The organism is Pseudarthrobacter sp. B907 (assembly GCF_040137805.1).
GTDB lineage: Bacteria > Actinomycetota > Actinomycetes > Actinomycetales > Micrococcaceae > Arthrobacter.
In genome coordinates this window covers 110,330-134,344 of the sequence record NZ_JBEEQE010000006.1, presented here as the reverse complement: position 1 = coordinate 134,344, position 24,015 = coordinate 110,330, and the positions used below count along the sequence as shown (strand labels likewise).

Annotated in this window: 21 protein-coding genes; 4 read left to right on the top strand and 17 right to left on the bottom strand. The window is 65.2% G+C overall.

What is annotated here, in order from left to right; translation table 11 throughout:
• Positions 1 to 17: 17 nt before the first annotated feature.
• The 4 genes from ABLI39_RS07340 to ABLI39_RS07325 all read right to left on the bottom strand — a co-directional run bounded on the left by ABLI39_RS07340 (position 18) and on the right by ABLI39_RS07325 (position 5,215).
• Positions 18 to 2,249: an ABC transporter ATP-binding protein gene (locus tag ABLI39_RS07340; RefSeq protein ID WP_349412787.1), complete on the bottom strand. Its 2,232-nt coding sequence runs from the start codon at positions 2,247 to 2,249 to the stop codon at positions 18 to 20.
• Positions 2,246 to 3,211, bottom strand: coding sequence for an ABC transporter permease (locus ABLI39_RS07335; RefSeq protein WP_349412786.1), 966 nt, complete (start codon positions 3,209 to 3,211; stop codon positions 2,246 to 2,248). The genes ABLI39_RS07340 and ABLI39_RS07335 overlap by 4 nt, the downstream gene beginning before the upstream one ends.
• Positions 3,212 to 3,213: 2 nt before the next feature.
• Positions 3,214 to 4,200, bottom strand: a complete 987-nt coding sequence (locus ABLI39_RS07330; RefSeq protein ID WP_349412785.1) for an ABC transporter permease — start codon at positions 4,198 to 4,200, stop codon at positions 3,214 to 3,216.
• Between the two features lie 367 nt (positions 4,201 to 4,567).
• Positions 4,568 to 5,215 carry a TetR/AcrR family transcriptional regulator gene (locus tag ABLI39_RS07325; RefSeq protein ID WP_502935201.1) on the bottom strand — a complete coding sequence of 216 codons (648 nt, stop codon included), beginning with the start codon at positions 5,213 to 5,215 and terminating at the stop codon, positions 4,568 to 4,570.
• A 126-nt stretch (positions 5,216 to 5,341) separates the two neighbouring features.
• Here ABLI39_RS07325 and ABLI39_RS07320 point away from each other — a divergent pair, with 126 nt between their 5' ends.
• The 3 genes from ABLI39_RS07320 to ABLI39_RS07310 all read left to right on the top strand — a co-directional run bounded on the left by ABLI39_RS07320 (position 5,342) and on the right by ABLI39_RS07310 (position 7,820).
• Positions 5,342 to 5,905, top strand: coding sequence for an NAD(P)H-dependent oxidoreductase (locus tag ABLI39_RS07320; protein ID WP_349412783.1), 564 nt, complete (start codon positions 5,342 to 5,344; stop codon positions 5,903 to 5,905).
• Between the two features lie 126 nt (positions 5,906 to 6,031).
• A complete protein-coding gene (locus ABLI39_RS07315; RefSeq protein ID WP_349412781.1) occupies positions 6,032 to 7,324 on the top strand; it encodes an aminotransferase-like domain-containing protein in 1,293 nt (430 codons plus the stop codon).
• Positions 7,325 to 7,388: 64 nt separating this feature from the next.
• On the top strand, positions 7,389 to 7,820 hold the full coding sequence (locus ABLI39_RS07310; RefSeq protein ID WP_349412779.1) for a universal stress protein: 432 nt from the start codon (positions 7,389 to 7,391) through the stop codon (positions 7,818 to 7,820).
• A gap of 94 nt (positions 7,821 to 7,914) precedes the next feature.
• Here ABLI39_RS07310 and ABLI39_RS07305 read toward each other — a convergent pair whose 3' ends face one another.
• The 10 genes from ABLI39_RS07305 to ABLI39_RS07260 all read right to left on the bottom strand — a co-directional run bounded on the left by ABLI39_RS07305 (position 7,915) and on the right by ABLI39_RS07260 (position 18,492).
• Complete coding sequence (locus ABLI39_RS07305) at positions 7,915 to 8,307, bottom strand: tautomerase family protein (RefSeq protein ID WP_349412778.1); 393 nt, start codon at positions 8,305 to 8,307, stop codon at positions 7,915 to 7,917.
• 85 nt (positions 8,308 to 8,392) lie between these two features.
• On the bottom strand, positions 8,393 to 9,994 hold the full coding sequence (locus ABLI39_RS07300) for an AMP-binding protein (RefSeq protein WP_349412777.1): 1,602 nt from the start codon (positions 9,992 to 9,994) through the stop codon (positions 8,393 to 8,395).
• Positions 9,995 to 10,148: 154 nt separating this feature from the next.
• Positions 10,149 to 11,150 (bottom strand): sugar phosphate isomerase/epimerase family protein, encoded by a 1,002-nt coding sequence (locus tag ABLI39_RS07295; protein WP_349412775.1) that lies wholly within the window; start codon positions 11,148 to 11,150, stop codon positions 10,149 to 10,151.
• A 47-nt stretch (positions 11,151 to 11,197) separates the two neighbouring features.
• Positions 11,198 to 11,518 (bottom strand): putative quinol monooxygenase, encoded by a 321-nt coding sequence (locus tag ABLI39_RS07290; RefSeq protein ID WP_349412774.1) that lies wholly within the window; start codon positions 11,516 to 11,518, stop codon positions 11,198 to 11,200.
• Positions 11,519 to 11,608: 90 nt separating this feature from the next.
• Positions 11,609 to 12,781: a levoglucosan dehydrogenase gene (locus tag ABLI39_RS07285; RefSeq protein ID WP_349412772.1), complete on the bottom strand. Its 1,173-nt coding sequence runs from the start codon at positions 12,779 to 12,781 to the stop codon at positions 11,609 to 11,611.
• Positions 12,782 to 12,798: 17 nt separating this feature from the next.
• A complete protein-coding gene (locus ABLI39_RS07280; protein ID WP_349412771.1) occupies positions 12,799 to 13,629 on the bottom strand; it encodes a sugar phosphate isomerase/epimerase family protein in 831 nt (276 codons plus the stop codon).
• A complete protein-coding gene (locus ABLI39_RS07275) occupies positions 13,629 to 14,777 on the bottom strand; it encodes a Gfo/Idh/MocA family protein (RefSeq protein WP_349412769.1) in 1,149 nt (382 codons plus the stop codon). The genes ABLI39_RS07280 and ABLI39_RS07275 overlap by 1 nt, the downstream gene beginning before the upstream one ends.
• 7 nt (positions 14,778 to 14,784) lie before the next feature.
• Positions 14,785 to 15,774: an ABC transporter permease gene (locus ABLI39_RS07270; protein WP_349412768.1), complete on the bottom strand. Its 990-nt coding sequence runs from the start codon at positions 15,772 to 15,774 to the stop codon at positions 14,785 to 14,787.
• A 2-nt stretch (positions 15,775 to 15,776) separates the two neighbouring features.
• Positions 15,777 to 17,285 (bottom strand): sugar ABC transporter ATP-binding protein, encoded by a 1,509-nt coding sequence (locus ABLI39_RS07265; RefSeq protein WP_349412766.1) that lies wholly within the window; start codon positions 17,283 to 17,285, stop codon positions 15,777 to 15,779.
• A gap of 52 nt (positions 17,286 to 17,337) precedes the next feature.
• Positions 17,338 to 18,492 carry a substrate-binding domain-containing protein gene (locus tag ABLI39_RS07260; RefSeq protein WP_349412765.1) on the bottom strand — a complete coding sequence of 385 codons (1,155 nt, stop codon included), beginning with the start codon at positions 18,490 to 18,492 and terminating at the stop codon, positions 17,338 to 17,340.
• 140 nt (positions 18,493 to 18,632) lie between these two features.
• Here ABLI39_RS07260 and ABLI39_RS07255 point away from each other — a divergent pair, with 140 nt between their 5' ends.
• Positions 18,633 to 19,928, top strand: coding sequence for an ROK family protein (locus ABLI39_RS07255; protein ID WP_349412763.1), 1,296 nt, complete (start codon positions 18,633 to 18,635; stop codon positions 19,926 to 19,928).
• Positions 19,929 to 20,137: 209 nt separating this feature from the next.
• On the opposite strand, the gene ABLI39_RS07250 is transcribed toward ABLI39_RS07255, so the two are convergent.
• The 3 genes from ABLI39_RS07250 to pdhA are packed head-to-tail and all read right to left on the bottom strand — an operon-like array spanning position 20,138 to position 23,921.
• Positions 20,138 to 21,682: a dihydrolipoamide acetyltransferase family protein gene (locus tag ABLI39_RS07250; RefSeq protein ID WP_349412762.1), complete on the bottom strand. Its 1,545-nt coding sequence runs from the start codon at positions 21,680 to 21,682 to the stop codon at positions 20,138 to 20,140.
• A gap of 11 nt (positions 21,683 to 21,693) precedes the next feature.
• Positions 21,694 to 22,674: an alpha-ketoacid dehydrogenase subunit beta gene (locus tag ABLI39_RS07245; protein WP_349412761.1), complete on the bottom strand. Its 981-nt coding sequence runs from the start codon at positions 22,672 to 22,674 to the stop codon at positions 21,694 to 21,696.
• Entirely contained in the window at positions 22,674 to 23,921 is a 1,248-nt protein-coding gene (gene pdhA, locus ABLI39_RS07240; protein WP_349412759.1) for a pyruvate dehydrogenase (acetyl-transferring) E1 component subunit alpha, read from the bottom strand. The genes ABLI39_RS07245 and pdhA overlap by 1 nt, the downstream gene beginning before the upstream one ends.
• Positions 23,922 to 24,015 lie beyond the last annotated feature (94 nt).

Here is a 24,015-nt window from a genome sequence, read left to right as displayed (position 1 = left end):
TGATGCGGGTGCGTAAATCAGGTGGTTTCGTGGACAACGAGCATGTCCGCGTCCAGTTCGCCGTCCGGGTAGAAACAGGCGAATTGCTGGTCTGTGGGGGCCGCGGCAGCGGCCGGGGAAGGAGCCTTGGCCGTTTCCAGCGCGGGCTCCAGGGTCAGGCACTTCTCCTGCTTCGCCGCCGGCAGGGCCGCGAAGACCGGGCAGCGTGTGGCGAAGTTGCAGCCCTTGGGTGCTTCCAGCGGCGAGGGCAGGTCGCCTTGGAGAATGATGCGTTCGCGGGTGCGTTCCAGGACGGGGTCCGGGACCGGGATCGCGGAGAGCAGTGCCCGGGTGTAGGGGTGGCGCGGATTGTCGAAGACGCTGTCGACGTCGCCGATCTCGACGATTTTGCCCAGGTACATCACGGCTACGCGGTTGGAGATGTGCCGTACCACGGAGAGGTCGTGGGCCACCATCAGGTAGCTGAGCCCAAGTTCCGCGCGGAGCGAATCCAGCAGGTTGATCACGCCGGCCTGGACGGAGACGTCGAGGGCGGAGACCGGCTCGTCGAGGACCACCAGCTTGGGGTTCACGGCGAGGGCCCGGGCAATGCCGATGCGCTGCCGCTGGCCGCCGGAGAACTGGTTCGGGAACCGGTTGACGTGGTCCGGCTGGAGACCTACCAGTTCCATCAGCTCCATGATCCGTTTCCGGATCTGGGGTTTGGCCATGCCCGCGTTCTCGAGCGGCTCGGCGAGCACTTCGAAGACGGTGAACCGCGGGTCCAGGGCGCCGGTGGGGTCCTGGAACACCATCTGGAGTTCCTTGCGCATGGCGCTCTTGGTCTTCGCGTCGGAGGCCTGCTTGTTGCTGAGGCCGCCAATGACCACCTCGCCGTCCTGGTCCTTGTGGAACTCCATGATTTCCAGCAGGGTGGTGGTTTTGCCGCAGCCGGATTCGCCGACGATCGAGAAGCACTCGCCCTCGCGGATGTCGAAGCTCAGCCCGTCCACCGCCTTGACGGTGCCGATGCGGCGTTTGATCAGGGCACCCTTCAGCAGCGGGAAGTGCTTCTTGACCTCCCGGAGTTCCAGCACGCTGTGGCGGTCCGCCCGGGGGATCGCGTCAAAGCGCGACACCGGCACGGCGGGTGCCTTGAACACCTCGCGGGCGTCCACGTCCTCGCCCAGGGAGTCGGTCTTGATGCAGGCCGCCCGGTGCGTCGAGTCGCCGCCCGCATTCCCGCCGGCGACCGGCCACAACTCCGGCTCGCCCTGCAGGCAGGCCTCGCTCACCAGCGGGCAGCGCGGAGCGAAGGAGCAGCCGGTGGGGGTGTGGATGAGGTTCGGCGGAATGCCCTCGATCGGCACGAGGGACGTTTTCTCTGCCACGTCGACGCGCGGCACCGCGCCGAGCAGGCCGATCGTGTAGGGCATCCTCGGGTTGTAGTAGATGTCGTCGACACTGCCGGTCTCCACCGGCTTGCCGGCGTACATCACCATGATGTCGTCGGCCATGCCGGCCACCACGCCCAGGTCGTGGGTGATCATCACGACGGCGGCGCCGGTTTCCTCCTGCGCGGTGTGCAGCACTTCGAGGACCTGCGCCTGGATGGTGACATCCAGCGCCGTCGTCGGTTCGTCGGCGATCAGCACGCGCGGATTGTTGGCGATGGCGATGGCGATCATCACGCGCTGGCGCATGCCGCCGGAGAACTCGTGCGGGAAGGCCTTCAGCCGGTCCTTCGGGCTGGGGATGCCGACCATGCCGAGCAGTTCGACGGCGCGCGCTTCCTTGGCCTGCCTGCTCATGGCGGGGTTGTGGACCGTGAGGGCCTCGATGATCTGGGTGCCGACCGTATAGACCGGGGTCAGCGAGGACAGCGGGTCCTGGAAGACCATGGCGATGTCGTTGCCGCGGAACTGGCACATGGCCTTGTCGCTGAGTCCCAGCAGTTCCTTGCCCTGGAGCCGGACCGATCCGGTGATCTCCGCCGTCGGGGGCAGCAGGCCCATGATGGCCATCGAGGTGACGGATTTTCCGGAGCCCGACTCGCCCACGATGCCCAGCGTCTTGCCGGCGCGCAGGTCGAAGTCGATGCCGCGGACCGCGTGCACCACCCCGTTCTCCGTGTTGAACCGGACGTTCAGGTCGCGGACGGACAGCACGGCGTCCGTGTTGTGCCGGTTGGCGGGGTGCAGCCCGGCGACATGCAGGCGCTCGGCGGTGGAGAGGTCGGCGGATCCGCTGGCGGTCATTTCGTGGCTCATACCGTCTTCTTTTTCTTCTTGGCGCTGCCTACGGAGCTGGAGCTGGGATCGAACGCGTCACGCAGGCCGTCGTTCATCATGGCGAGTGAACCGGTGAGCAGGAACATCACGGTCAGCGGGACCCAGAACATCCACGGGAAGGTGGAGACCTGGGAAGTGGCCTGGCCGATCAGCACACCCAGGCTGACGTCCGGGACCTTGATGCCGATGCCGATGAAGGAGAACGCCACCTCGGCCAGGATGGCGCCGGTGACGCCGCGGGTGATGTCCAGGACCAGCAGCGAGCCGATGTTCGGGACCAGGTGCCGCCAGACGATGCGCCGCGGCGGGATCCCCATGTACTGGGCCGCCTTGACGAAGTCCCGCGTCATGAGGGACATCGAGAGCGAGCGGATGAGGCGCGCAGTGCCCATCCAGCTGAAGACCAGCAGGACGATGATCAGCAGGAGCCAGCTGGGCAGCGTCTGCTGCAGTCCGTTGCCCCCGCCGCTCGTCGCGACGGCCACCACCAGCAGCGCAGGCATCATGATCAGCGCTTCGAGGATGAACAGCATGACCTTGTCCACCTTCCCGCCGAAGTAGGCCATGGTGCAGCCGTAGACGGCGGCGATCAGGACCGAGACGAGTCCGACAACGAGGCCGATCAGGATCGAGATCCGGGTCCCCTCCACGGTCAGGGCGTAGAGGTCGATTCCGGCCTGGGAGGTGCCGAGCAGGTGCTCGGACGACGGCGGCATGCCGATGTTAAACGGGTCGATCGTCTCCTTGTCCCAGCTGTTGAAGAAGCCGCCGACAAAGGAGAACAGGGCCAGGGCCAGGAAGATCACCAGTCCGGCCACGGCTGTTTTGTTGCGCAGGAAACGGCGCAGGATGATCGAGGACTTGGCGATGACGACGTCGTTGTTCTCGATTTTTGCTTCGTCGGCGACCGCTGCGGGGTCGATGGCATTGAGGTTGGTCATGGTTACTGCACCCGCACTCTCGGGTCGACCAGCGTGGTGGCGAAGTCGGCGAGGATCGCACCGATCGCGAAGATTACGGAGCCGTAGGCGAGGGTCGCCGTCGCGGCGTTGACGTCCTGCAGCGCGATCGCGTCGATACTCCAGGAGCCGACGCCGTGCCAGGCAAAGATCTTCTCCGCGAAGAAACCGCCGGCGAAGATGGCCGGGATGGTGAACGCGATGCTTTGCGCGACCGGAATGAAGGACACCCGCAGCGCGTGGCGGCTGATGGCCTGGTTGCGGGTCAGGCCCTTGGCGCGGGCGGTGCGGACAAAGTCGGCGTTGACGTTGTCCAGCAGGTACTGGCGCTGCGCGATCTGGTAGGTTCCCCACCCGACGATCGTGATCGCAAAGGTGGGCACGGCGTAGTGGGCCAGCATGTCGATGAACTGTGCCCAGCCGTTGCCCTCCATCCCTGGCGTGGAAATGCCGGTGACGAAGAAGATGCGTTCGCCGACCGTCTCGTTGATGTTGATGGCACCGAGCTGCACCAGGAAGTACGCGATCGGCGCCGGGACAATGTGGACGAGGTAGCTGTAGGACGTGATGACCCGGTCCGAGGCCTTGTACTGCCGGGCCGCCGTGTACACGCCCAGTGCGACGCCGATAATCAGGGTCAGGATGATGGAGGCGAGGAACAGCCGGGTGGAGATCCAGACTCGGTCACCGAACTCGGCGTTGATGAACGCACCATTGGGGCTGCGTCCCCAGTCCCAGCGGGTAACGATCGCCGTGAGCCAGTCGACGTAGCGTTCCCACGGGCTGAGCTCCGGGTCCAGTCCCTTGAGCCGGAAGGAATTGACCACCTGTTCGGGGGTGGGCCGCGGAATCCGTTCCTGCTCCAGCAGCGCCGGCTGCAGGGTGTTCACGGCCAGGAAGTACCCGGCGGTGGTGGTCAGGAAGATCATAAAGACGTACGTGAGGGCACGTTTGGCGAGATATCGGAGCATGGGACGACTAGTTCTGGATCGCCGGTGTCTTTACCGTGCCTGCCGCTGCCGGGGCGGTCTTTTCCGTCGCGCCGCGCGCACGGGTCTTAACGAGATTCACAGCATGGATCCTTCCGTTATCCCCCCCGTATGGCAGGGGGTTTCCGCTGCCGATCCGGGATCACGGCCAGCGGGTGCCTGGCCCCCCGCAGGCCGTCCGGCCAGTCCTTGTGGACTATGTTGCGGGTCACATTCCAGAGGAAACTATCACAAAGAAATTGCGGGCCGCCGCGCGAAATGCGACGAAACGGTATACCCACTACCAGATCGTTATGAATAACTCATTTGAATTGATTTGACTTGGCAGCCGTGGATCCGATCGGCTAGCCTACGCGCCTTTAACCACCCGGGTGGCCAGCTCCCGCCAGGACTCGACCAGCCGGGCCGGCGCCACGCCGTGGACCCGGACGGAGTGCAGGATGCGCTCCGGCTCGAGGGTGACGCTCAAGGCCCCCGCCATCAGCCAGGGGTCGGCGGTCACCCCGGCCTGGCGCAAGAGCCACTCTAGGTGGCGGTGCCAGAGGACGGCGGCGGGCACATCGAAGCGGTTATAGGCCGACACGTCCGCGGCGCGGGCGAGCTCGCCGTATTCCAGCACCCAGCCGATGCGTTCGGCGCCGAAGGCCACCAGCCGCTCGAGCGCCGGGGCGCCCGGGCCCAGCGGCGGCGGGCCGAACATAAACCTGCCCTGGAACTGGGCCTCGGCGTCACTGAGCAGGGTCATCATCAGTCCCGCCCGGCTGCCGAACCTGCGGAACACGGTCCCCTTGCCCACCCCTGCCCGCTGGGCGAGGGTGGCCATCGTGAGGCGGTCCACCCCGCACTCGTCGATGAGCTCGCGGGCGGCCCGGAGCAGCAACTCACGGTTGCGGGCGGCATCCCGGCGCTCGGACTCGGCCGCGGGCCGGGACGTCAGGCCCCCCTGGCCGTCAGCCGGGCCCGCGTGTGCGCCGGGGCGGATTGGGATTAAGCTCACAGCGCCCATTGTAGCGCCGGGGAATATTAAACGGACCACAGTCCGTTTAGCATGGGTGAAGGCCCCCCAAAGCCTCCGCGACCACCCAGCCGCCGGAACCTCCGCGGCGCGATACAAGGAGTTCACATGAGCACCAACACCGTTCTCACCCTGGTCGGCAGCCTGCGCGCCGGCTCCACCAACGCCCAGCTCGCCGAGGCCATCCAGCTCCACGCCCCGGAGCAGGTGGACGTCGTCATTCACGAGAGCCTCGGCAACATCCCGTTCTACAACGAGGACATCGACGTCGAGGGCCAGGTTCCCGCCGCCGCCGCTGCCCTGCGTGCCGCCGCCAACGATGCGGACACCCTGCTGCTGGTCACCCCGGAGTACAACGGCACCGTGCCCGCGCCGCTGAAGAACGCCATCGACTGGCTGTCCCGCCCGTTCGGCGCCGGCGCCCTCAACGGCAAGCCCACCGCCGTCGTCGGCACCGCCTTCGGCCAGTACGGCGGAGTCTGGGCCCAGGACGAAGCCCGCAAGGCCGTCGGCATCGCCGGCGCCCAGGTCCTGGAAGACGTCAAGCTCGCCGTCCCCGGCTCGATGGTCCGCTTCGCGGAGACCCACCCGAAGGACGACGCCGAGGTCGTGGAGCAGATCAAGGGTGTCTTCGCCGCCCTCGAAGAGGCCCGCGGCACCGAAGCAACGTAGTCCCCACTGCAGACCGACACCCCCGGCAGTCCCCACTGCCGGGGGTGTCCTGTATCCGGACGCGTCCGGGGCACCTTTGTGAACAAAAGTTTTCCCACTGGCAACGACGCCCTGTATCCTAGGATTGTGAGCCACGAAACACTTGATGCCGCCGCAGAGCTACTTCCGGCCGAGGCAATTGACGCAATCGAACGAGCGGCTACGTCCGCCCACCGCCACGAGAGGCTATTCTCGGAGCGCGCAGCAAACATCAAGCAATCCGCCGTCCGGGACGTCTTCGACATCTCCCTGCGCCCCGGCCTCGTGTCGCTGGCCGGCGGCAGCCCCTATCTGCAGTCACTCCCCCTGGAGCGCCTCGGCCAGTCCGCCGCGAAAATCATCGCCGAACAGGGCCTGACTGCCCTGCAGTACGGCGGCGGGCAGGGCACCGAGGAGCTCCGCACGCAGATCTGCGAGGTTATGGCAGCCGAGGGCATCCTCGACGCGAAGCCCGAAAACATCGTGATCACGGCGGGTTCGCAGTCCGCCCAGGACGTCGCCACCAAGGTGTTCTGCAACCCGGGGGACGTTGTGCTGGTGGAGGATCCCACTTATGTCGGGGCGCTGAACACGTTTGAGGCGTACCAGGTGGAGGTCGGCACCGTGCCGATGGACGAGAACGGGATAATTCCGGATCTCCTGCAGGCCGAGATCGCCGCCCTGCAGACTGCGGGCAAGAGCATCAAGTTCCTCTACACCATCCCGAGCTTCAACAACCCTTCCGGTATCACGCTGGCCGCCGAGCGCCGGCAGCAGGTCGTGGATATATGCCGTAATGCGAATATTCTGGTGTTGGAGGACAACCCCTACGGCCTGCTGCGCTTTGACGGCAAACCGCTGACCCCGTTGCGGGCCGGCAACCCGGACGACGTGATCTACATGGGTTCCTTCTCCAAGATCTTCGCCCCTGGCCTGCGGATCGGCTGGGCCCTGGTCCCGGCGCATCTGCAGCGCCGCTACTACCTGGCCTCGGAGGCCGTCACCCTGTGCCCGCCGACCCTCAACCAGATGCTGGTCTCCGCGTACCTGCGGGACTACGACTGGCGCGGGCAGATCGCCACCTACCGCGGGCTCTACCAGGAACGCTGCGAGGCGATGCTCGCGGCCCTGGCCAAGTACATGCCGGAGGGGCTGAGCTGGACGCGGCCCGAGGGCGGCTTCTTCGTCTGGGTGACCCTGCCCGAGGGCGTCGACACCTATCCCTTGCTGCAGAAGGCCATCGACGCCGGCGTCGTCTTCATTCCGGGGGCGGCCTTCACGCACTCCGATGAGCCCTCCAACAAACTGCGGCTCGCGTACAGCGCGGTGCCTCCCGACGCCATCGAAGAAGGTGTCCGGCGCCTGGCGCCGGTGCTGGGGGAAGCCGTCGCGGCGTTGTAGCCTGAATCATTGCTGTGGCCCGCACCGTGCCTGACCCTACTTTTGCTTGACCAGAGGAGTCCCCATGACCGGAATCATCGTTGTTGGCGTCGATGGCAGTGAGACTGCCCTCAAGGCCGCACACACGGCCCGGGACCTGGCGGTCTCCCTGGGAGCCACGCTGCACGTGGTCAGTGCGTTCGATAGCGACCGGACCGAGGTGTTCAGCAGCGGCAGCGACCGGTGGATTGTTTCCGACGCCGACGACGCCGAGAAGGTCGCCAAGTCCGTCGCGGAGAGCCTGCGCACGGCGGAGATCAACGTCACCTACGCCGCCGCCCGGGGCAAGCCCGCCGAGGCCCTGATCCACGAGGCGGAGCGTTCCGGCGCGCAGATGATCGTGGTCGGCAACCGCCGGATGCGCGGCCTGGGCCGGGTGCTGGGGAGCGTTGCGAACAGCGTGGCTCACAACGCCCCCTGCGACGTTTACATCGCCAAGACCGACTCCTCCGACTAGGGCGACCAAACCGCCATCGCGTGGATGAAACGATTTTCCGGGCTACCCGCGTGACGCCTGCGCGCGCTCGGCATAGACAGCGCGCCGAGGACGGTCAGACGTTGATGTTGAAACCGAGGTCGTAGTCGCTGGCAGCACGTCCGCCTGCGCCCCAGTTCTCCGGCGCGCTCTCACGAAGGAGAATTGAAATGTTTTTCTTCGGAATACCGAGCACTTCCAAGCGCTCGACAATTTCCCTGTAGAGGCTTCGCTTGGCATCGATCGAGCGTCCTGAGAAGTAGTCGATCGTTACGCGCGTGTAGCTGTCCGCGACGCCCTCGGCGAGCCCATTCACCATCGCGTGCGGCTCATAGGCGAGAACTCGGATGAACCGGTCTTCCTCCGGAATCTTGAACGCAGCCACGAGCGCTCCATGTACCGCATCGATAAGGGCAACTTGCTGCTGCGGCGTGTACTTCTGGCGAACCTCGATCAAGGTGCTGGGCATGCAGACATCCTGCCATACCGCGAATAGTCAGACACGCCCTACGCACTAGCCCGGCCGGACGGCCCGCGCGGCGCGGGCGGCGGGCCTAGGCCTGCGGCGCCCGCTGTGCCGTCTTCAGCATCCGGCGCAGGATCTTTCCGGAGGAGGACTTCGGCACGGCATCGATGAACTCGACGCGCCGGATCTTCTTGAACGGCGCCACCCTGGCGGCCACAAAATCCTGCACGGCGGCCTCGTCCAGCGCCTCGCCGTCCGGGCCCGGCTGGCGCACAACGAACGCCATCGGCACCTCCTGGCCGTCGGCGTCGGCCGTTCCGATCACGGCGGCGTCCGCGATGCCGGGGTGGGTCAGCAGCAGCGCTTCGAGCTCGGCCGGGGCGATCTGGTAGCCCTTGTACTTGATCAGTTCCTTGAGCCGGTCCACCACCGTCACGACGCCGTCCGCCCGGACCGTGGCGATGTCGCCGGTGTGCAGGAAGCCGTCCGCGTCCAGGGTGTCCGCCGTTTCCTCGGGCCGGTTCAGGTAGCCGAGCATCACGTTCGGCCCGCGGCAGAGCAGGTGCCCCGGGGCGCTGGTTCCCTCGGCGGGGACCTCGACCTCCTCCCCCGTGGCCGGGTCGAGCAGCCGGCATTCCATGTTGGGCACCGTGTAGCCGACCGAGCTGACGGGTACGTCCGTGGCGTCGACGGGGATCAGGTGGGAGACGGGGCTCATCTCGGTCATGCCGTAGCCCTGCAGCACCCGGCAGTCGAGCCGCTCGGCCAGCCGCGCGCCGAGTTCGCCGTCCAGCGGCGCCGCGCCGGAGAGGGTGGTGTGGACGGAGCTGAGGTCGTAGTCCGCCACCATGGGGTGCTTTGACAGCGCCACGGCCACCGGCGGGGCGATGAAGAGGTAGCTGCATTTGTGGTCCTGGATCATGCGCAGGAACTCCGCGAGGTCGAACTTGGGGATGGTGACGAGGCGGGCCCGCTCCCTCAGGGCCAGGTTCAGCAGCACGGTGAGTCCGTAGATGTGGAAGAACGGCAGCAGGGCCAGCAGCCGGTCATCCGGGGTGACCTTGAGCAGCCCGCGCGACTGTTCCACGTTCGCCACGAGGTTCCGGTGGCTGAGCATCACGCCCTTGGGCCGGCCGGTGGTGCCGGAGGAGTAGGGCAGGACGGCGATGTGGGTGGCCGGATCGAAGCTGACGTCCGGGGCCGGGGCGCCGGAGGTGAGCAGGTCCGTCAGCGAGGGGTGGCCCTCTGCGCCGTCGAGCACCACCAGCCGCTCCGCACCGATTCCGACGCGTTCGGCGGCCTCGCGGGCCGCGGGCAGCAGGGCGGAAATCGTGAACAGCCAGGTTGCCCCGGCGTCGGTGAGCTGCTTTTCGATCTCGTCCGCTGTGTACAGCGAATTGATCGGCGTGACGGTGGCGCCGGCCCGGAGCAGGCCGTGGAAGACCACGGTGAACGCCGGGATGTTCGGGCACAGGATGGCGGCGACTCCGTGGACGCCGAGGCCCTGGGCGGCAACGGCACCGGCGAGGGCGTTGATCCGGCCGCGTAGCTCGCGGTAGCTCGTTGCCGCGCCGCTGGTGCCGTCGACGACGGCGACCCGGTCCAGGTCTTCCTCCGCCAAACCGCCGAAGAGGTACTCGTAGAGGCTGACGTCGGGGATATCCACTGCGGGGAACGGGCTCGAGAACACGCAAAATCTCCTTTGATCGGCGTCCGCCGGCTCGGCGGCGGCTGGTGCCACTCTAGTGCCGCTGGGCTGGCCAGGACAGGCACACGCCACCTGGGGGACTGTGAGATTCCGAACGGGAACAGAGGGGGACACGGGGTGCGGCGTCCCACCGCTGTTAGTCCTTAGCGCTGAAGGCGGCGTCGAAGCTGATGTTTGAGGCCGGAAAATCGTATTTCTTGAGCGTGGCGAGGGCTTCGGGCGCGCCGTGGAGGCGGTCCATGCCGGCGTCCTCCCATTCGATCGAGATGGGCCCGCTATAGCCAATTGCGGTCAGGGCGCGGAAGGACGACTCCCAGGGCACATCGCCGCGGCCGGCGGAGACGAAGTCCCAGCCCCGGCGCGGGTCGCCCCAGGGCAGGTGTGAGCCCATGACGGTGTTCCGGCCGGTGGGGCGCAGCTTCGTGTCCTTGCAGTCCACGTGGTAGATCCGGTCCTTGAAGTCCCAGATGAAGGAGACCGGGTCGATGCCCTGCCACATGAAGTGGGAGGGGTCCCAGTTCAGCCCGAAGGCCTCCCGGTGGCCGATCGCTTCGAGGGTGCGGACGGTGGTCCAGTAGTCGTAGGCAATCTCGGACGGGTGGACCTCATGGGCGAAGCGGACGCCGCATTCGTCGAAGACGTCCAGGATGGGGTTCCAGCGGTCGGCGAAGTCCTGGTATCCGGCCTCAATAACCTTCTCGGGCACGGGCGGGAACATGGCGACGTACTGCCAGATGGAGGAGCCGGTGAATCCGACGACGGTGTCCACGCCGAGCGCGCGGGCGAGCCGGGCGGTGTGCTGCATTTCCTCGGCGGCGCGCTGCCGGACGCCTTCGGGGTCGCCGTCGCCCCAGACCCTGGCCCCGACGATGGCTTCGTGCCGGAAGTCGATCGGGTCATCGCAGACGGCCTGGCCCTTGAGGTGGTTGGAGATGGCCCAGACCTTGAGGTTGTACTTTTCCAGCACGGCAAGTTTGGCCTCGACGTAGCCGGGTTCGTCCCAGCGCCAGGCGTCCAGGTGGTCCCCGGACACGGCGATTTCCAGGCCGTCATAGCCCCAGCCGGAGGCCAGGCGCGCGACCTCCTCGAAGGGCAGGTCGGCCCACTGGCCGGTGAAGAGGGTGTACGGGCGGGGCATGTCAGGCTCCTTCGGTGACGGGGGTGCTGTGAATGTCCTGTTTCGAACTAGACGATGGGACGAAGCCTGTGGACATTCAAAGGCTCGGCCATATGTTCCGCTGCGGATGCCAGGAAGTCGATAACGTGCTGTTTCTCGTTGTGGAGGACCAGCGCGCCGGCATCCGTCCACTTCTCGTAGAGCAGGAAGGAGTGGGGATCCTGTTCGTCGTTAAAGACGGAGTACTCGATGCAGCCGTCATCCTGGCGGCTGGCGGTCTGCAGGGCGGCTAGCAGTTGCTCCAGCTCCCTGGCGTGACCGGGTTTGGCCTTGAAGACAGGAAGGAGATAGGTGGCCGTTTCGCTGGCCGGTGCTGGTGCATTCGTCATTCAGGAGCTCTCTTCGTTCACGCTGGTGCGCGGGTGAGTGCAGGTGCGGCGCGGTCTGCTCTGGGACGCCGCACCTGCTTCTGGTGCGGGTTAGGCCTCGATGCTGGGCACTTTCACCCAGTTTCCGGATTCCGCGGATTCGATGATGGCATCGTCGATCAGGGCAGTCTGGTAGCCGTCGGCAAAGTTGGGGCTGACGCTTCCGCCTTCAGCGATGGCCTTGAAGAAATCGTGGGCCTCGATGATTTTGGTCTCACCGTAGCCGATGCCAAGCGCCGGGATGGGCCACAGCGCGTCTCCATAGGGGTGTGCGGGGCCGGTGTAGACGGTTCGGAAACCCTTGCGGTCGCCGGGGTCGCTGGCGAAGCAGACTTGGAGTTCGTCGCGGCGTTCGTAGTTGAAGATGATGCTGCCCTCGGTGCCGTGGATCTCGAACGTCAGGAAGTTGTTGCGTCCATGTGCGTTGCGGGTCGCTTCGACCGAGCCGATGGCGCCGTTGGCGAACTTCACCATGGTGAGGACCTCGTCATCCACGTCAACGGGCCCGCGGGGGCCTGCGTCGCCGGAGACGTTCCCCAGGCTGTCCGCGCCGCCCGACTGCAGCGGCCGCTCGGGGATCCAGGTGGACATTATTGAGTTGACGGAGGCGAACTCTCCAACAAGGTAGCGTGCCATATCAATGACGTGTGTTCCGATGTCACCGAGGGCGCCTGACCCTGCGATGGACTTCTGGAATCGCCAGGAGAGGGGAGAGTCGGGGTCCGCGCTCCAGTCCTGCAGGTAGGTCCCGCGGAAGCTGATCACGCGCCCAATTGCGCCTTCATCAATGTACTTCTTGGCGAGTGCTACTGCGGGCGTGCGGCGGTAGTTGAACGCGACCATGTGGACGAGGTTGGTGTTTTTGACGGCGTCGTACATGGCCTTGGACTCTTCACCGGTCCTGGCCAGCGGCTTCTCGCAGATGATGTGCTTTCCCGCCTGGGCGGCTGCGATGGCGATTTCGGCGTGAAGGTGGTTTGGCGTCGCGATGTCGACGACGTCGATATCAGGATCCTCGATAATCCTGCGCCAGTCTGCAGTGGAGTTTTCAAAACCAAAGCGGCTTGCGGCCTGGGCTGCGAGATCATCAGTGGCTTCCGCAATAATTTTGCGGACCGGCATGGCCGGGGCGGGCCAGAAGAACATGGGCATGGCAGCATAGGCGAGCGAGTGGGCCTTGCCCATGAAGCCGCCGCCGATGAGGCCGACGTTAAGTTTCTGCATGGCGTGTTCCTTTTCGTTTAGAGGCCGGTGTCGGCGAGGATTTTGTCGAGGTATTTTTTGCTGATCTCGGCGGCCTTCTTGGGATCGCCGTTGTACGAATCGAGTTCCACCATCAGCCAGCTGTCGTAGCCGCTTTCCTTCACCGCGCGGATGATGTCCGGGAAATCCAGATCGCCTTCGCCGAGGGGGAGGAACGCAAACGGATCCTGACGGAAATCCTTGAGGTGCACGTGGCGGATACGGTCCGGGTATTTCCGGATTGCTGCCGCCGGATCGCAACCGCCGGCAGCAAGGTGGGCGGTGTCGGGGCAGAATCCGATGCGCGTTCTGGTCATGAGGAGATCGAGTTCGTCGGGGCTCTCCACGATGGTGCCGAGGTGAGGGTGGTAGCTCGCCGTAAGGCCGAAGCTCTCAGCGATGTCAGTGACCCGGTCCAGGCCCTTGGCCAGCAGTGTGTAGTCCTCGTCGCTGGTGCCCGCGGCGCGGCGTGCGCCGCCGCCGACGACGAGGCGTTCGGCGCCGAAGGTGGCTGCCAGCTCCGCGGCGTGATTGATGCGGTGCAGTTCCTCAGGGAGGATGTCGGCGAAGATGAAGTTGGCGCCGGAGTACACGGAGACGAGTTTGAGACCTGAATCGCGGAGCAGTTCCTTCAGGTCCTGCGGACGGTCTTCATAATCCACGAGGTTGCCGTCGAACATCTCTGTTCCTTCATAACCGACCGCGGCAATGTCCCGCACGGCATTCTCCATGGAGCCGTTGGACCGGTAGTAAAGGTCTTTGACACTGGTGACCCCTGCCGGGTGGCCGGTGACGCCGCCCCAGGTGATTGAGTGGTAGCCAATCTGCATTATCTTTGCCTTTCGGGTGTTAGTTCGTCAGAGATGCTGGAGCGTTCCGGCAGGCCTGGCACATCGACCCAGGCATTCGTTGCTGCGGAATCCACGACTGCCTGGGTGATCAGTGCCGCGCGAAGTCCGTCGCGGAAGGTTGGAAGCCCGTCGACATTCCCGCCACGGGCAGCGGCGTAGACGTCGGCCATGAAAGCATTGAAGCTGTCCTGGTAGCCGTGCGGGTGGCCAGCCGGGAGCCGGGCGTACCGCTGCGATTCCGGGTAGGAAAGCGTGTCGGGGCCGCTCGGTACGCGGGTGCTGCCGCGGACGCTTCCCACCCAGAGAGTTTCCGGCTCTTCCTGGTTGAAGCTCAAGGACGCCTCAGTACCGTCGAACGAGAACCAGAGCCGGTTCTTTCTCCCCGGCGTGACTTGGCTGACGACCAGGGACCCTGTGGCGCCCCTATCGGTTTCAAACAGCAGCGTCGCACCGTCCTCTGTTCCGACGTTCAGCATTCCGCTTTCGCTGGCACGTTGCGGAAACGCTTTGGACGTGTTTGCGATGAGACGAGTGATTTGGTGACCGGTAACGAATTCCATCAGGTCGCACCAGTGCACCCCAATGTCGCCGAATGCCCTGGACGCTCCGCCGGAACCAGGGTCCACTCGCCAGTTGGTCGCTGAGCTGCTCGCTAGCCAGTCCTGCAGGTAGGAACCGTGCAGGAGCCACAATTCGCCGGCCTCCCCGTGGGTCAGCCGTGCCTTGGCTTCGCGGATTGTCGGGTAGAAACGGTAGATAAAAGGTACTGCCGCTACGGACTCGGTGCCATCTGCCAGGGTGCTGAGCTGTTCCGCATCCTCAACCGTTGTAGCCAAGGGTTTTTCACATACGACGTGCTTGCCTGCTTCAAGCGCCAGCCTGGCCAGGTAGGCATGGCTGGCGTTCGGAGTGCAGATGTGGACAACGTCGACATCGTTGCTCCGGATCAGCGCTTCCGGGGACTCGGCGGCTTTCGCGGCCTGGAGCCGGCCCGCTGCAGCGCGTGAACTCTCCGGCGTGCGTCCGGCGACTTCGCTCAGGACGCCTCCGGCGGCGCGCACGGCATGGGCGTGGACTTCCCCCATGAATCCCGTGCCGATGATTCCGGCCCTCATTTGCCGGGTCATGCGGCGCTCATTTCTTTCGGGCCAAGGCGACGGCCAGGATGATAATCGCACCGCGGACAACCTGCTGCTGGCTGCTGTCCAGTCCCGCGAGGATCAGGCCATTGTTGATCAATCCGATCAGGAGGGCGCCGAAGAGCGTGCCGACCACCGAACCGGCACCGCCGAACAGGCTGGTTCCGCCCAGGATCACTGCGGCGATCGCTGAGAGTTCGTCGCCGCTGCCCCACTGGAAGCGTCCGGACTGGAGTCGGCCGGCGTAGAGCATGCCGGCAACACTGGCGACGAGGCCGGAGATGAGGAGGACCTGGAACTTAATGCGCCTGGTGTTGATGCCCGTGAAGTCAGCTGCGGTTCGGTTGCCGCCGGTGGCAAGGACCTGGCGCCCGAACTTGGTTCGGGAAAGTACCACGGCGCCGATCGCCACGAAGATGGCGCTCCAGACAATAAGTCCGGGAACGGGACCGAAATTACCGGAGCCGAACAGCATGTTGAAGGTGTCGTTGAGAATGGGCTGCGGCGCCGAAGCCGTGATCCATTGGGCCACGCCGACTGCGATGCCAAGCATGCCCAGGGTTACCAGGAAAGAAGGGATACCCAGCAGGCTGACAAGGGCGCCGTTGATCGATCCGACGACCAGGCCAACGGCGAGACCTGCCAGGATGCCCGGGACGATTCCCCATTGGGCCAACGCCATGGCCGTGCAGACGCTTGAGAGGCCGGCGACCGAGCCAACGCTCAGGTCAATTTCGGCGCACGCGATGACGTACGTCATGCCGACGGCGATGACAGTAATGGTTGCTGTCTGGCGGAAGATGTTCAGCAAATTGTTGGGCGACAGGAAGCCTTGGTCGCGCAACAGCACCGCGAAGAAGATGAACACGACGACAAAGCCGATGTAAATGACGTAGCGGCGCCAATCGAGCTCGCCAAGGGTGCGCTTCAGGTTGAAGAGCGGTTTCTCCTCGGAAGCCTTCGCTGAGATGGTTGGGTTGTTCATGATCAGACTCCCTGAACTGCGAGTTGTAGTGATTCTTCGTCGTCTATTTCGCTGCGCTTCAAATCCCGAGTGACGGAGCCATCCCTGAGAACCAGGACCCTATCGCTGACGGCGAGCAGTTCCGGGTATTCGGAGGAAATGACGATGACGGCCTTGCCTGCGTTGGCCAGATCGCGGATCATGTCGAGGATTTCGCTCTTCGTGCCGATGTCGACGCCCGCAGTCGGTTCGTCCAGGATCAGGACGTCCGGGTCCGTGCCCAGCCACTTGGCCAACACGACCTTCTGCTGGTTTCCGCCGGACAGCAGCCGTACGGGCTTGTTGGGGTGGGCAACCTTCACTGCGAATTTCTTGATGAGAGAGTTTGAAAGATTCTTTCCTTCTCCCGGGTCCAGAAAGGGTCCGCGCCGGATCTGGTCGAGCAGCGGCAGCAGCAGGTTTTCCCGAACGGAGTGGTCCAGGACCAGCCCCTGCGCACGCCGGTCCTCGGGAATGAGAGCCAGTCCGGCTTCGATGGCCTTGCGCGGGTTTGAGATCGAGCTTTTCCGCCCGCGGAGCAGTAGCTCCCCGCTTTCAAGGGGATCGATGCCGAACAGCACCCTGGCGAGCTCCGTCCGGCCGCTTCCCATCAGTCCAGCCAGCCCGAGGATCTCGCCGGCGTGAAGTGTGAAGGAGACGTTGCGGACGCGCTTGCCCGACGTAAGGCCCCGGGCCTCGAGGACGGGAGCTGCAGTCTCCGAGTCGTGATCGCGCTGCTGGTAACTCATCTGACCCTCGATCTTCTTGCCCACGATGCCTTCCACGATCTGTTCGGGCGTGACATTGGACAAAGGTTCCGTGAGCAGGCGTTGTCCGTCACGCAGGATCGTGATGCGGTCCGCAATACGGTAGACCTCGTCCATGCGGTGCGAGATGTAGATGATGGATATGCCGCGCTTCTTGAGCCGATCCACGAGATCGAAGAGCGCCTCCGTCTCGTGCCGGGCCAGGCTGGCGGTCGGCTCGTCCATGATCAGCACCTTGGCATCTTGTGCGAGGGCCTTCGCGATTTCCGTTAGCTGCCAATAAGCAGTGCCCAGACGCGAAACATGGGCGCGCGGATCGACCTCGACTTCCATTTCCTTGAAGACTTCGCGGGCCTTCCGGACAGCTGCCCGGTCATCGATCAGACCGCTGCGGCCTTGCGGTTCTGCCGCGAGGAAGATGTTCTGCGCTACGGTCAGGCTCGGGACCAGGCTGAATTCCTGGAACACCATGCCGATTCCGGCGGCCTTGGCATCCTGAATGGTTTTGATGTCAACTTGCTGTCCTCCGACGAGGATGGTTCCTTCATCAGCGTGGTAGACGCCCTGGAGAATTTTCATCAGCGTGGACTTGCCGGCGCCGTTTCCACCGGCAAGCGCGTGCACTTCCCCTGCGCGGACTTCGAAGTCCACGTTGTTGAGGACATTGACTCCGTTGAATCCTTTTGAGATCGACCGCATTTCAACGGCGAGGGCTCCTGAGTTCATGGTGAGATCGCTTTCACTGGGTGGGCTAGGCCGAAACCCTGCCCCACGCCTGCTATTTCTTGAAGGAGTCCTGAATGTCCTTGGGGGCGTCCTCGTGGTAGACCTGCTTCCAGGCTTCGAGGACGTTGTTGTGGTCCACGGGTACAGCGCTCAGTGCCACATAGGCCGGCGTTGTCTTGCCGAGCAGGGCCATCGCTGCGAGGCGGGCTTCTGTGACGCCTTGGTCGAAAGGCACCTGTGCGCCGAGGCCGACGACGAGCTCGTTTTTGGCGAGAGCAATGGCAACGTTCTTGCCCAAGTCTTCCGTGGCGATTTTCAGGTCGGGACGGCCGGCCGCACGGGCTGCCGCCATGACGCCTTCGGCCGGGACATCCCAGACGGCCCAAATACCGGAGAGGTCGGCGTACTTGCTGAGCATGGCGTTTGCAGCGCCCTGTGCGTCACCGGCGAAGTCGGGACCGGCGATGCCCTTCTCTACGACGATCTGGATGTCCGGGTAGTCCTTGGTAATGGTCTCCTTGAATCCCTGGTAGCGCTGCTTGGTAACAAAGAAGTCCGCTTCGTGGAAGATCAGGCCGATCTTGCCCTTCCCGCCGAGAGCCTTCGCCATCTGGTGGGCGGAGACAACGCCGTTGCCGAAGTTGTCGGCTGACACTGCAGAGACGTAGTCCTTACCGGCGGTGAGTCCCTTGGGAACGTTGTCCATGAAGACGATCTTGGCGCCGGCCGCCGCGGCTTTCTTGTAGGCCGAAGCGGTGGCCACAGGATCAGTGGGGATGGAAACAATGACGTTGGGGTTCTGGGTCATGACCGTCTCAAGATCGGAAACCTGCTTGTCCGGCTTGAAGTTTGCATCCGTAGTGGCAATGATGTTGATCCCAAGACGCGAGAATTCACTCTTGAGGCCCGCGATCTGGGCATTCGCCCAGTCATTGCCGCCATAGTGCATGACGATTGCAGCCTTGGCTCCAAGGGCCTTGACCTTCGTGATGTCTTCCTCGCTCAGTTCTGCGACCGAGGCCGGAGACGGCTCCTCGCCATTAGGTCCTTTGCTGAGAACCTGGCCTTTGATTTTAGCCAGTGCGGCTTCGGCCTTTTCCGAGACACCCGCATCCTGGGCTGTGGTGGTGGTTCCGGAAGAGCTGCAGCCGGTCGCAGTCAGAACGAGTGCGGTGGCGAGAGCAACAAGCGGGAGCTTGTATTTCATGACTATTCTCCAATGAACATGAGGCTGGGTACCGCCTTGGACCATCAGCCGGGGGCCGTCGGTGTCACCTCGTCGTGTGACTGGCACAACATCAAGTTATGCACGTAACGTGCATAAGTCAACCCTTTGGGGGATAATGGTTGGAGGTCATCAGCAGAAGGAGCTACGAAGTGACGACGAAGAACTCGAATATGGCGCTCGTCGGGGAACAAATTGCTTCCTTGGTCGCCGTGCTGAATGCAGTGCGGTCTGGGCAAGCTCTGACGAGGCCGGAGGTCGTCAGGGTCACTGGATTGGGCCGGAATGTCGTCTCTCAGAGAGTGGAGTACCTCCTTGACTCAGGACTCTTGGAAGAAGGACCTACCGGACCTTCACAGGGGGGCCGGGCCCCGAGGCAGCTTGCTTTTAAAGCCGCCGCCGGACAAGTGCTGGTTGCGGAACTTGGGGCAACCAGCCTGGGCGTGGCACTGACAGATCTTGACGGGCGAATCGTTTCGGCTGCTGAGGAACCTGGCGACATCAATAGCGGGCCGGAAGTGATACTCAAGCGCGTAGCACAGCTCTTTGACGAGCTGCTGGAGAGCCACGACGGGAGTCCCCGGTTGTGGGGTATCGGTATTGGGCTGCCCGGCCCGGTGGAGTTCGCGACAGGGAAGCCGGTGGTGCCGCCAATTATGCCCGGTTGGGACGGCTACGACGTCAGGGCGTTCTTCCAAGGCAAATTCTCGGCCCCCGTATGGGCGGACAACGAGGTAAACCTCATGGCGTTGGGGGAATTTCGGGACGGTCTAGGGCAGGACCACTTAGAGATCGTGTACGTTAAGGTAGGGACAGGCATTGGCGCAGGTCTCATATCCCAAGGCCGCTTGCACCGTGGCGCTCTTGGAAGCGCCGGCGACATCGGTCACATTCGGTTGGGTCCGGACTCCGTGGTTTGCCGCTGCGGAAAGCGCGGCTGTTTGGAAGCCGTGGCCGGCGGCGCCGCAATTGCACGTCAGGGACAATCGCTTGGGAAATCCGGAAAGAGCAGGCTGCTGGCAACAACGATTGCGGATCACGGCTCTGTTAACGCTCGTGATGTCGCGGACGCGGCCCGCCGGGGCGACGCCGACGCGACCGATTTATTGCTCTACTCGGCCAGGGAGGTTGGCGAGGCCATCTCCCTGCTGGTCAACATTTTCAACCCGTCACTGGTCCTTGTAGGCGGCGGGGTCGCCGACTCCGGAGACCTCTATCTTGCAGAAGTCAGGAAGACGGTCTTGGGAAGCTCGCTTCCGCTGGCTACGCGGAACCTCAGCATCATGTCGTCGCCGACCGGAGATCAGGCTGGCCTCCGCGGCGCTGCCTTCATGGTCATCGACCAATTACTGTCAGCACACCTGCTCGAGCGTTGGATCCAAGGTGGAAGCCCCTCCGGCCGCACCGACCTCACGTGAAGCGCCGGCGCACTGCGCGGCGGAAAAATTGGGGTGTCCCCGATCGTGGTAGACAACTCGTCGGCCACCGCGTCCTCCGGATGCCCGATGCGGTCCAGAGCATCCTGCGTAAGGACTGGAAGTTCCTCGGCACAGTTACGGCCATTCCGCGGGCGCCGGGTGCGCAGGACCAAAGTAACTGGGCAGGAGGCTCGCGCCGGGGGTCGAACTCAGTCCAGCAGCAGGGCCGGTTCCTCCAGGATGGCTGCGACGTCGGCCATGAACCGTGCCGAGAGGTCCCCGTCCACCACCCGGTGGTCGAAGGAGCCGCCGAGGGTGGTGATCCAGCGCGGGATCACCTCGCCGTCCAGGACCCAGGGCTTCTGCTTGATGGTCCCGAAGGCCACGATCGCGACCTCGCCGGGGTTGATGATCGGCGTGCCAGTGTCGATGCCCAGGGCGCCGATGTTGGTGACCGTCAGGGTTCCGCCCTGCATCTGCGCCGGCTGGGTCTTGCCCGCCCGCGCCGTGGTGGCCAGGTCATTAAGGGCCAGCGCGAGTTCCTTGAGCGAGAGGTCCTGGGCGTTCTTGATGTTCGGCACCATCAGGCCACGCGGGGTCGCGGCGGCGATGCCCAGGTTCATAAAGTGCTTGACGTGGATCTCGGCCGAGTCGCTGCCGTCCTCGGCATCCACCCAGCTCGCGTTGACGCTGGGGTTGCGCGCCGCGGCCCAGATGACGGCCTTGGCGAGGATCAGCAGCGGCGAGACCTTGATGCCCTCGAAGTCGCGGGAGGCCTTGAGCCGCTTGACGAACTCCATGGTGCGGCTGGCATCGACGTCCACAAAGATGGACACATGCGGGGCCGCGAAAGCCGACTCCACCATGGCCCGGGCGGTGGCCTTTCGGACGCCCTTGACCGGGATGCGCTCGATCCGCTGTTCCTGGGGCCGGCCGGTCTTGCCCCAGAACGAATCCGCCTGGTCCAGCTCGGCGTCGCGCTGGGCCTGGTAGCTGACCAGGTCCTCGCGGGTCACCTCGCCGCGCGCGCCGGTGGGCACGACGTCGGCCAGGTCGATGCCAAGGTCACGGGCGAACTTCCGGACCGGGGGCTTGGCCAGGACCCGGCTGACGAGTCCGGTGATGGCGCCGCCCAGCGTCGGGCGCTGGTCGATCGCCTCGGCTGCTGCCGGGGCGGGACGCTCGGCGCTGGCGACAGCCTCCGGGCTGATCCAGATGTCGTGCGCCTCGACGGGTTCGACGGCGGGAGCCGGGGCGGCGGGAGCCGGGGCGGCGGCAGGGGCCGAGGCGGCGGCCGCCGGAACTGCCGGCGCGGAGATCCGGCGTCGGCGCTTAACAGCGTCGGCTTTAGGGCCGGAACCGACCAGCGGGCCGCCGGCCGGGGGCCCGCCGGCGTCGGACGTCTCCGGCTGGAGCGTGCCGTACATCGGCGCGGGCGGCGCAGGAGGAGCGTCGGCCGCTTCGGGGGCTCGCGCGGGCGGCGCAGGCGGGGCGGTGGCGGGCTCCGGAGTCGCCGTGTCGGAGACACTGATGATCGGCGTCCCGACGTCGACCGTCACGCCCTCCGGAACCAGCAACTCGGTGACGGTCCCGGCGTACGGGGAGGGGAGCTCCACGAGGGACTTGGCGGTTTCGATCTCGCACAGCACGTCGTTGACGGCCACGGTGTCGCCGGCCCTGACCTTCCAGGAGACGATTTCGGCCTCGGTCAGGCCTTCGCCCACGTCGGGAAGGTTGAACTTGTTCACGGTCATGGAGATCCCCGTCAGTAGGCGAGGGCGCGTTCCAGCGCCTCAAGGATGCGGTCGATGTCGGGGAGGTAGTCTTCCTCCACCTTGGCCACCGGGTAGGGCATGTGGAAGCCGCCGACGCGCATGACCGGGGCCTCGAGCGAGTGGAAGGCCCGCTCGCTGACGCGGGCGGCGATCTCGCCGCCGATGCCGCCGAAGGTCGGCGCCTCGTGCGCCACGATCAGCCGGCCCGTCTTCCGGACCGAGTCCGTGACGGTGTCGAAGTCGATCGGCGAGATGGAGCGCAGATCGATCACTTCCACGCTGAGGCCGTCCTCGGCGGCGGCGGAAGCGGCGGCGAGGGCCACCGGTACCAGCGGGCCATACGCCACGACGGTGGCGTCCGTTCCGGCGCGCAGAACGTGGGCCTGGAACGGGTCCGCGGACTGGCCCGGTGAGGTGGTGTCCACCTCACCCTTGAGCCAGTAGCGCCGCTTCGGTTCGAAAACGATCACCGGGTCCAGGCAGTCGATGGCCTGCTGGATCATCCAGTAGGCGTCGTGCGGGTTGGACGGGGTGATGATGCGCAGCCCGGCGGTGTGTGCGAACAGCGCTTCCGGCGACTCGGAATGGTGTTCGATCGAGCCGATGCCGCCGCCATAGGGGATCCGGATGACGACCGGGACGGTGAGGTTGCCGTTGCTGCGCGAATGCATCTTGGCCAGCTGGGTGGTGATCTGGTTGAAGCCCGGGAAGACGAAGCCGTCGAACTGGATCTCGCAGACCGGCCGGTAGCCGCTCAGCGCCAGGCCGATGGCGGTGCCGATGATGCCGGACTCCGCCAGCGGGGTGTCGACGACGCGGTCGGCGCCGAATTCGCCGATCAGGCCGTCCGTGACGCGGTAGACGCCGCCCAGCGGGCCGATGTCCTCGCCCATCAGCAGGGTGCGCGGGTTACCGGCCAGCGAGGCCCGGAGGCCCTCGTTGATGGCCTTGGCAATGGTCATGGTGGTCATCAGTTGGCCGCCTCCGTATCGGCAGGCTCCGCCTCGTCGGCGAAGCCGGCACTGTACTCCTCGAACCACGCCAGCTCTTCGGCCACCAGCGGGTGCGCCTGGGCGTAGGTGTTGGCGAACGCCGTCCGGATGTCCGGGGTTTCCAGGTCGTGGGTGGTCTTGCGGACATAGGCGGCAAGCTCGTCGCCGTCGGCCTTGACCTGGTCGAAGAAGGCGTCGTCGGCAAGGCCTTCGGCGCGGAGGTATTTCTCGAGCCGTTCAAGCGGGTCCTTCGCCCGCCACTGCTCCTCCTCCTCGGAGCCGCGGTACTTCGTGGGGTCGTCGGCGGTGGTGTGCGCGCCGACCCGGTACGTGAAGGCCTCGATCAGGACCGGGCTCTTGCCGTGGCGGGCGCGCTCCAGGGCCCATTCGGTGACGGCGTGGACAGCGATCACGTCATTGCCGTCCACCCGGATGCCGGGGAAGCCGTAGCCCTTGGCACGGTTGGAGAGCGGGATGCGGGTCTGTACGGTGGTGGGCACGGAGATGGCCCAGTGGTTGTTCTGGCAGAAGAACACCACAGGGGCGTTGTAGGAGGAGGCGAACACCATGGATTCGTGCACGTCGCCCTCGGAGCTGGCGCCGTCACCGAAGTAGACCATCACGGCGGCCTTCGGATCCTGCGCCGGGGCCGCGGACCCGGCGGCTGCCGCCTGGGCTGCGGCGCGCTTCTGGTCCCGCTGGATGCCCATCGCGTAGCCGACGGCGTGCGGGGTCTGGGCGGCAAGGACCAGCGTGTACAGGTGGAAGTTGGTGTCCTTGGGATTCCAGCCGCCATTGGACACGCCGCGGAACTGGCGCAGCAGTTCGGCCAGGTCCACGTTGCGGGTCAGCGCGACGCCGTGTTCCCGGTAGGTGGGGAAAATGTAGTCCTGCGGCTGGCTCGCGCGGCCGGAGCCGATCTGCGCCGCTTCCTGGCCGGTCAGTGGGACCCACAGCGCCAGCTGGCCCTGCCGCTGCAGGGCGGTGGCCTCCACGTCAAAGCGGCGGATTTTCGCCATGTCGGCGTAGAACCCGCGGAGCTTCTCGGCATCGAGCCGGGCCGCGTACTCGGAGAACACCGGATCGGTGCCCAGGGTGCCATCGGGGCGCAGCAGCTGGACCATGGGGACGGCGGGATCGCCCAACACGGCCTCGGCCTGCGCCTCCCGCTGGTCGTCCACGCCGGTTCCGTCGAACTCGGTGGAGGGCAGATGTGTGGCGCCCATACCGTCTCCTTGCCTGCCGCATCCGAATGCGCCGCAATCGCTGGGATATATGCCGGAAGAGGAATACATTCCCGGTCCGGCATATATTTGGCTT

What these genes read in the sequence shown, in the direction of transcription:
- ABLI39_RS07320 (WP_349412783.1), top strand. Translation starts at nt 5,342, where the DNA reads ATGAGCACCAACACCGTTCTCACCCTGGTCGGCAGCCTGCGCGCCGGC.
- ABLI39_RS07295 (WP_349412775.1), bottom strand. Translation starts at nt 11,150, where the DNA reads ATGCCCCGCCCGTACACCCTCTTCACCGGCCAGTGGGCCGACCTGCCC.
- ABLI39_RS07265 (WP_349412766.1), bottom strand. Translation starts at nt 17,285, where the DNA reads ATGAACTCAGGAGCCCTCGCCGTTGAAATGCGGTCGATCTCAAAAGGA.
- ABLI39_RS07330 (WP_349412785.1), bottom strand. Translation starts at nt 4,200, where the DNA reads ATGCTCCGATATCTCGCCAAACGTGCCCTCACGTACGTCTTTATGATC.
- pdhA (WP_349412759.1), bottom strand. Translation starts at nt 23,921, where the DNA reads ATGGGCGCCACACATCTGCCCTCCACCGAGTTCGACGGAACCGGCGTG.
- ABLI39_RS07250 (WP_349412762.1), bottom strand. Translation starts at nt 21,682, where the DNA reads ATGACCGTGAACAAGTTCAACCTTCCCGACGTGGGCGAAGGCCTGACC.
- ABLI39_RS07305 (WP_349412778.1), bottom strand. Translation starts at nt 8,307, where the DNA reads ATGCCCAGCACCTTGATCGAGGTTCGCCAGAAGTACACGCCGCAGCAG.
- ABLI39_RS07245 (WP_349412761.1), bottom strand. Translation starts at nt 22,674, where the DNA reads ATGACCACCATGACCATTGCCAAGGCCATCAACGAGGGCCTCCGGGCC.
- ABLI39_RS07275 (WP_349412769.1), bottom strand. Translation starts at nt 14,777, where the DNA reads ATGACCCGGCAAATGAGGGCCGGAATCATCGGCACGGGATTCATGGGG.
- ABLI39_RS07340 (WP_349412787.1), bottom strand. Translation starts at nt 2,249, where the DNA reads ATGAGCCACGAAATGACCGCCAGCGGATCCGCCGACCTCTCCACCGCC.
- ABLI39_RS07335 (WP_349412786.1), bottom strand. Translation starts at nt 3,211, where the DNA reads ATGACCAACCTCAATGCCATCGACCCCGCAGCGGTCGCCGACGAAGCA.
- ABLI39_RS07310 (WP_349412779.1), top strand. Translation starts at nt 7,389, where the DNA reads ATGACCGGAATCATCGTTGTTGGCGTCGATGGCAGTGAGACTGCCCTC.
- ABLI39_RS07290 (WP_349412774.1), bottom strand. Translation starts at nt 11,518, where the DNA reads ATGACGAATGCACCAGCACCGGCCAGCGAAACGGCCACCTATCTCCTT.
- ABLI39_RS07285 (WP_349412772.1), bottom strand. Translation starts at nt 12,781, where the DNA reads ATGCAGAAACTTAACGTCGGCCTCATCGGCGGCGGCTTCATGGGCAAG.
- ABLI39_RS07280 (WP_349412771.1), bottom strand. Translation starts at nt 13,629, where the DNA reads ATGCAGATTGGCTACCACTCAATCACCTGGGGCGGCGTCACCGGCCAC.
- ABLI39_RS07260 (WP_349412765.1), bottom strand. Translation starts at nt 18,492, where the DNA reads ATGAAATACAAGCTCCCGCTTGTTGCTCTCGCCACCGCACTCGTTCTG.
- ABLI39_RS07270 (WP_349412768.1), bottom strand. Translation starts at nt 15,774, where the DNA reads ATGAACAACCCAACCATCTCAGCGAAGGCTTCCGAGGAGAAACCGCTC.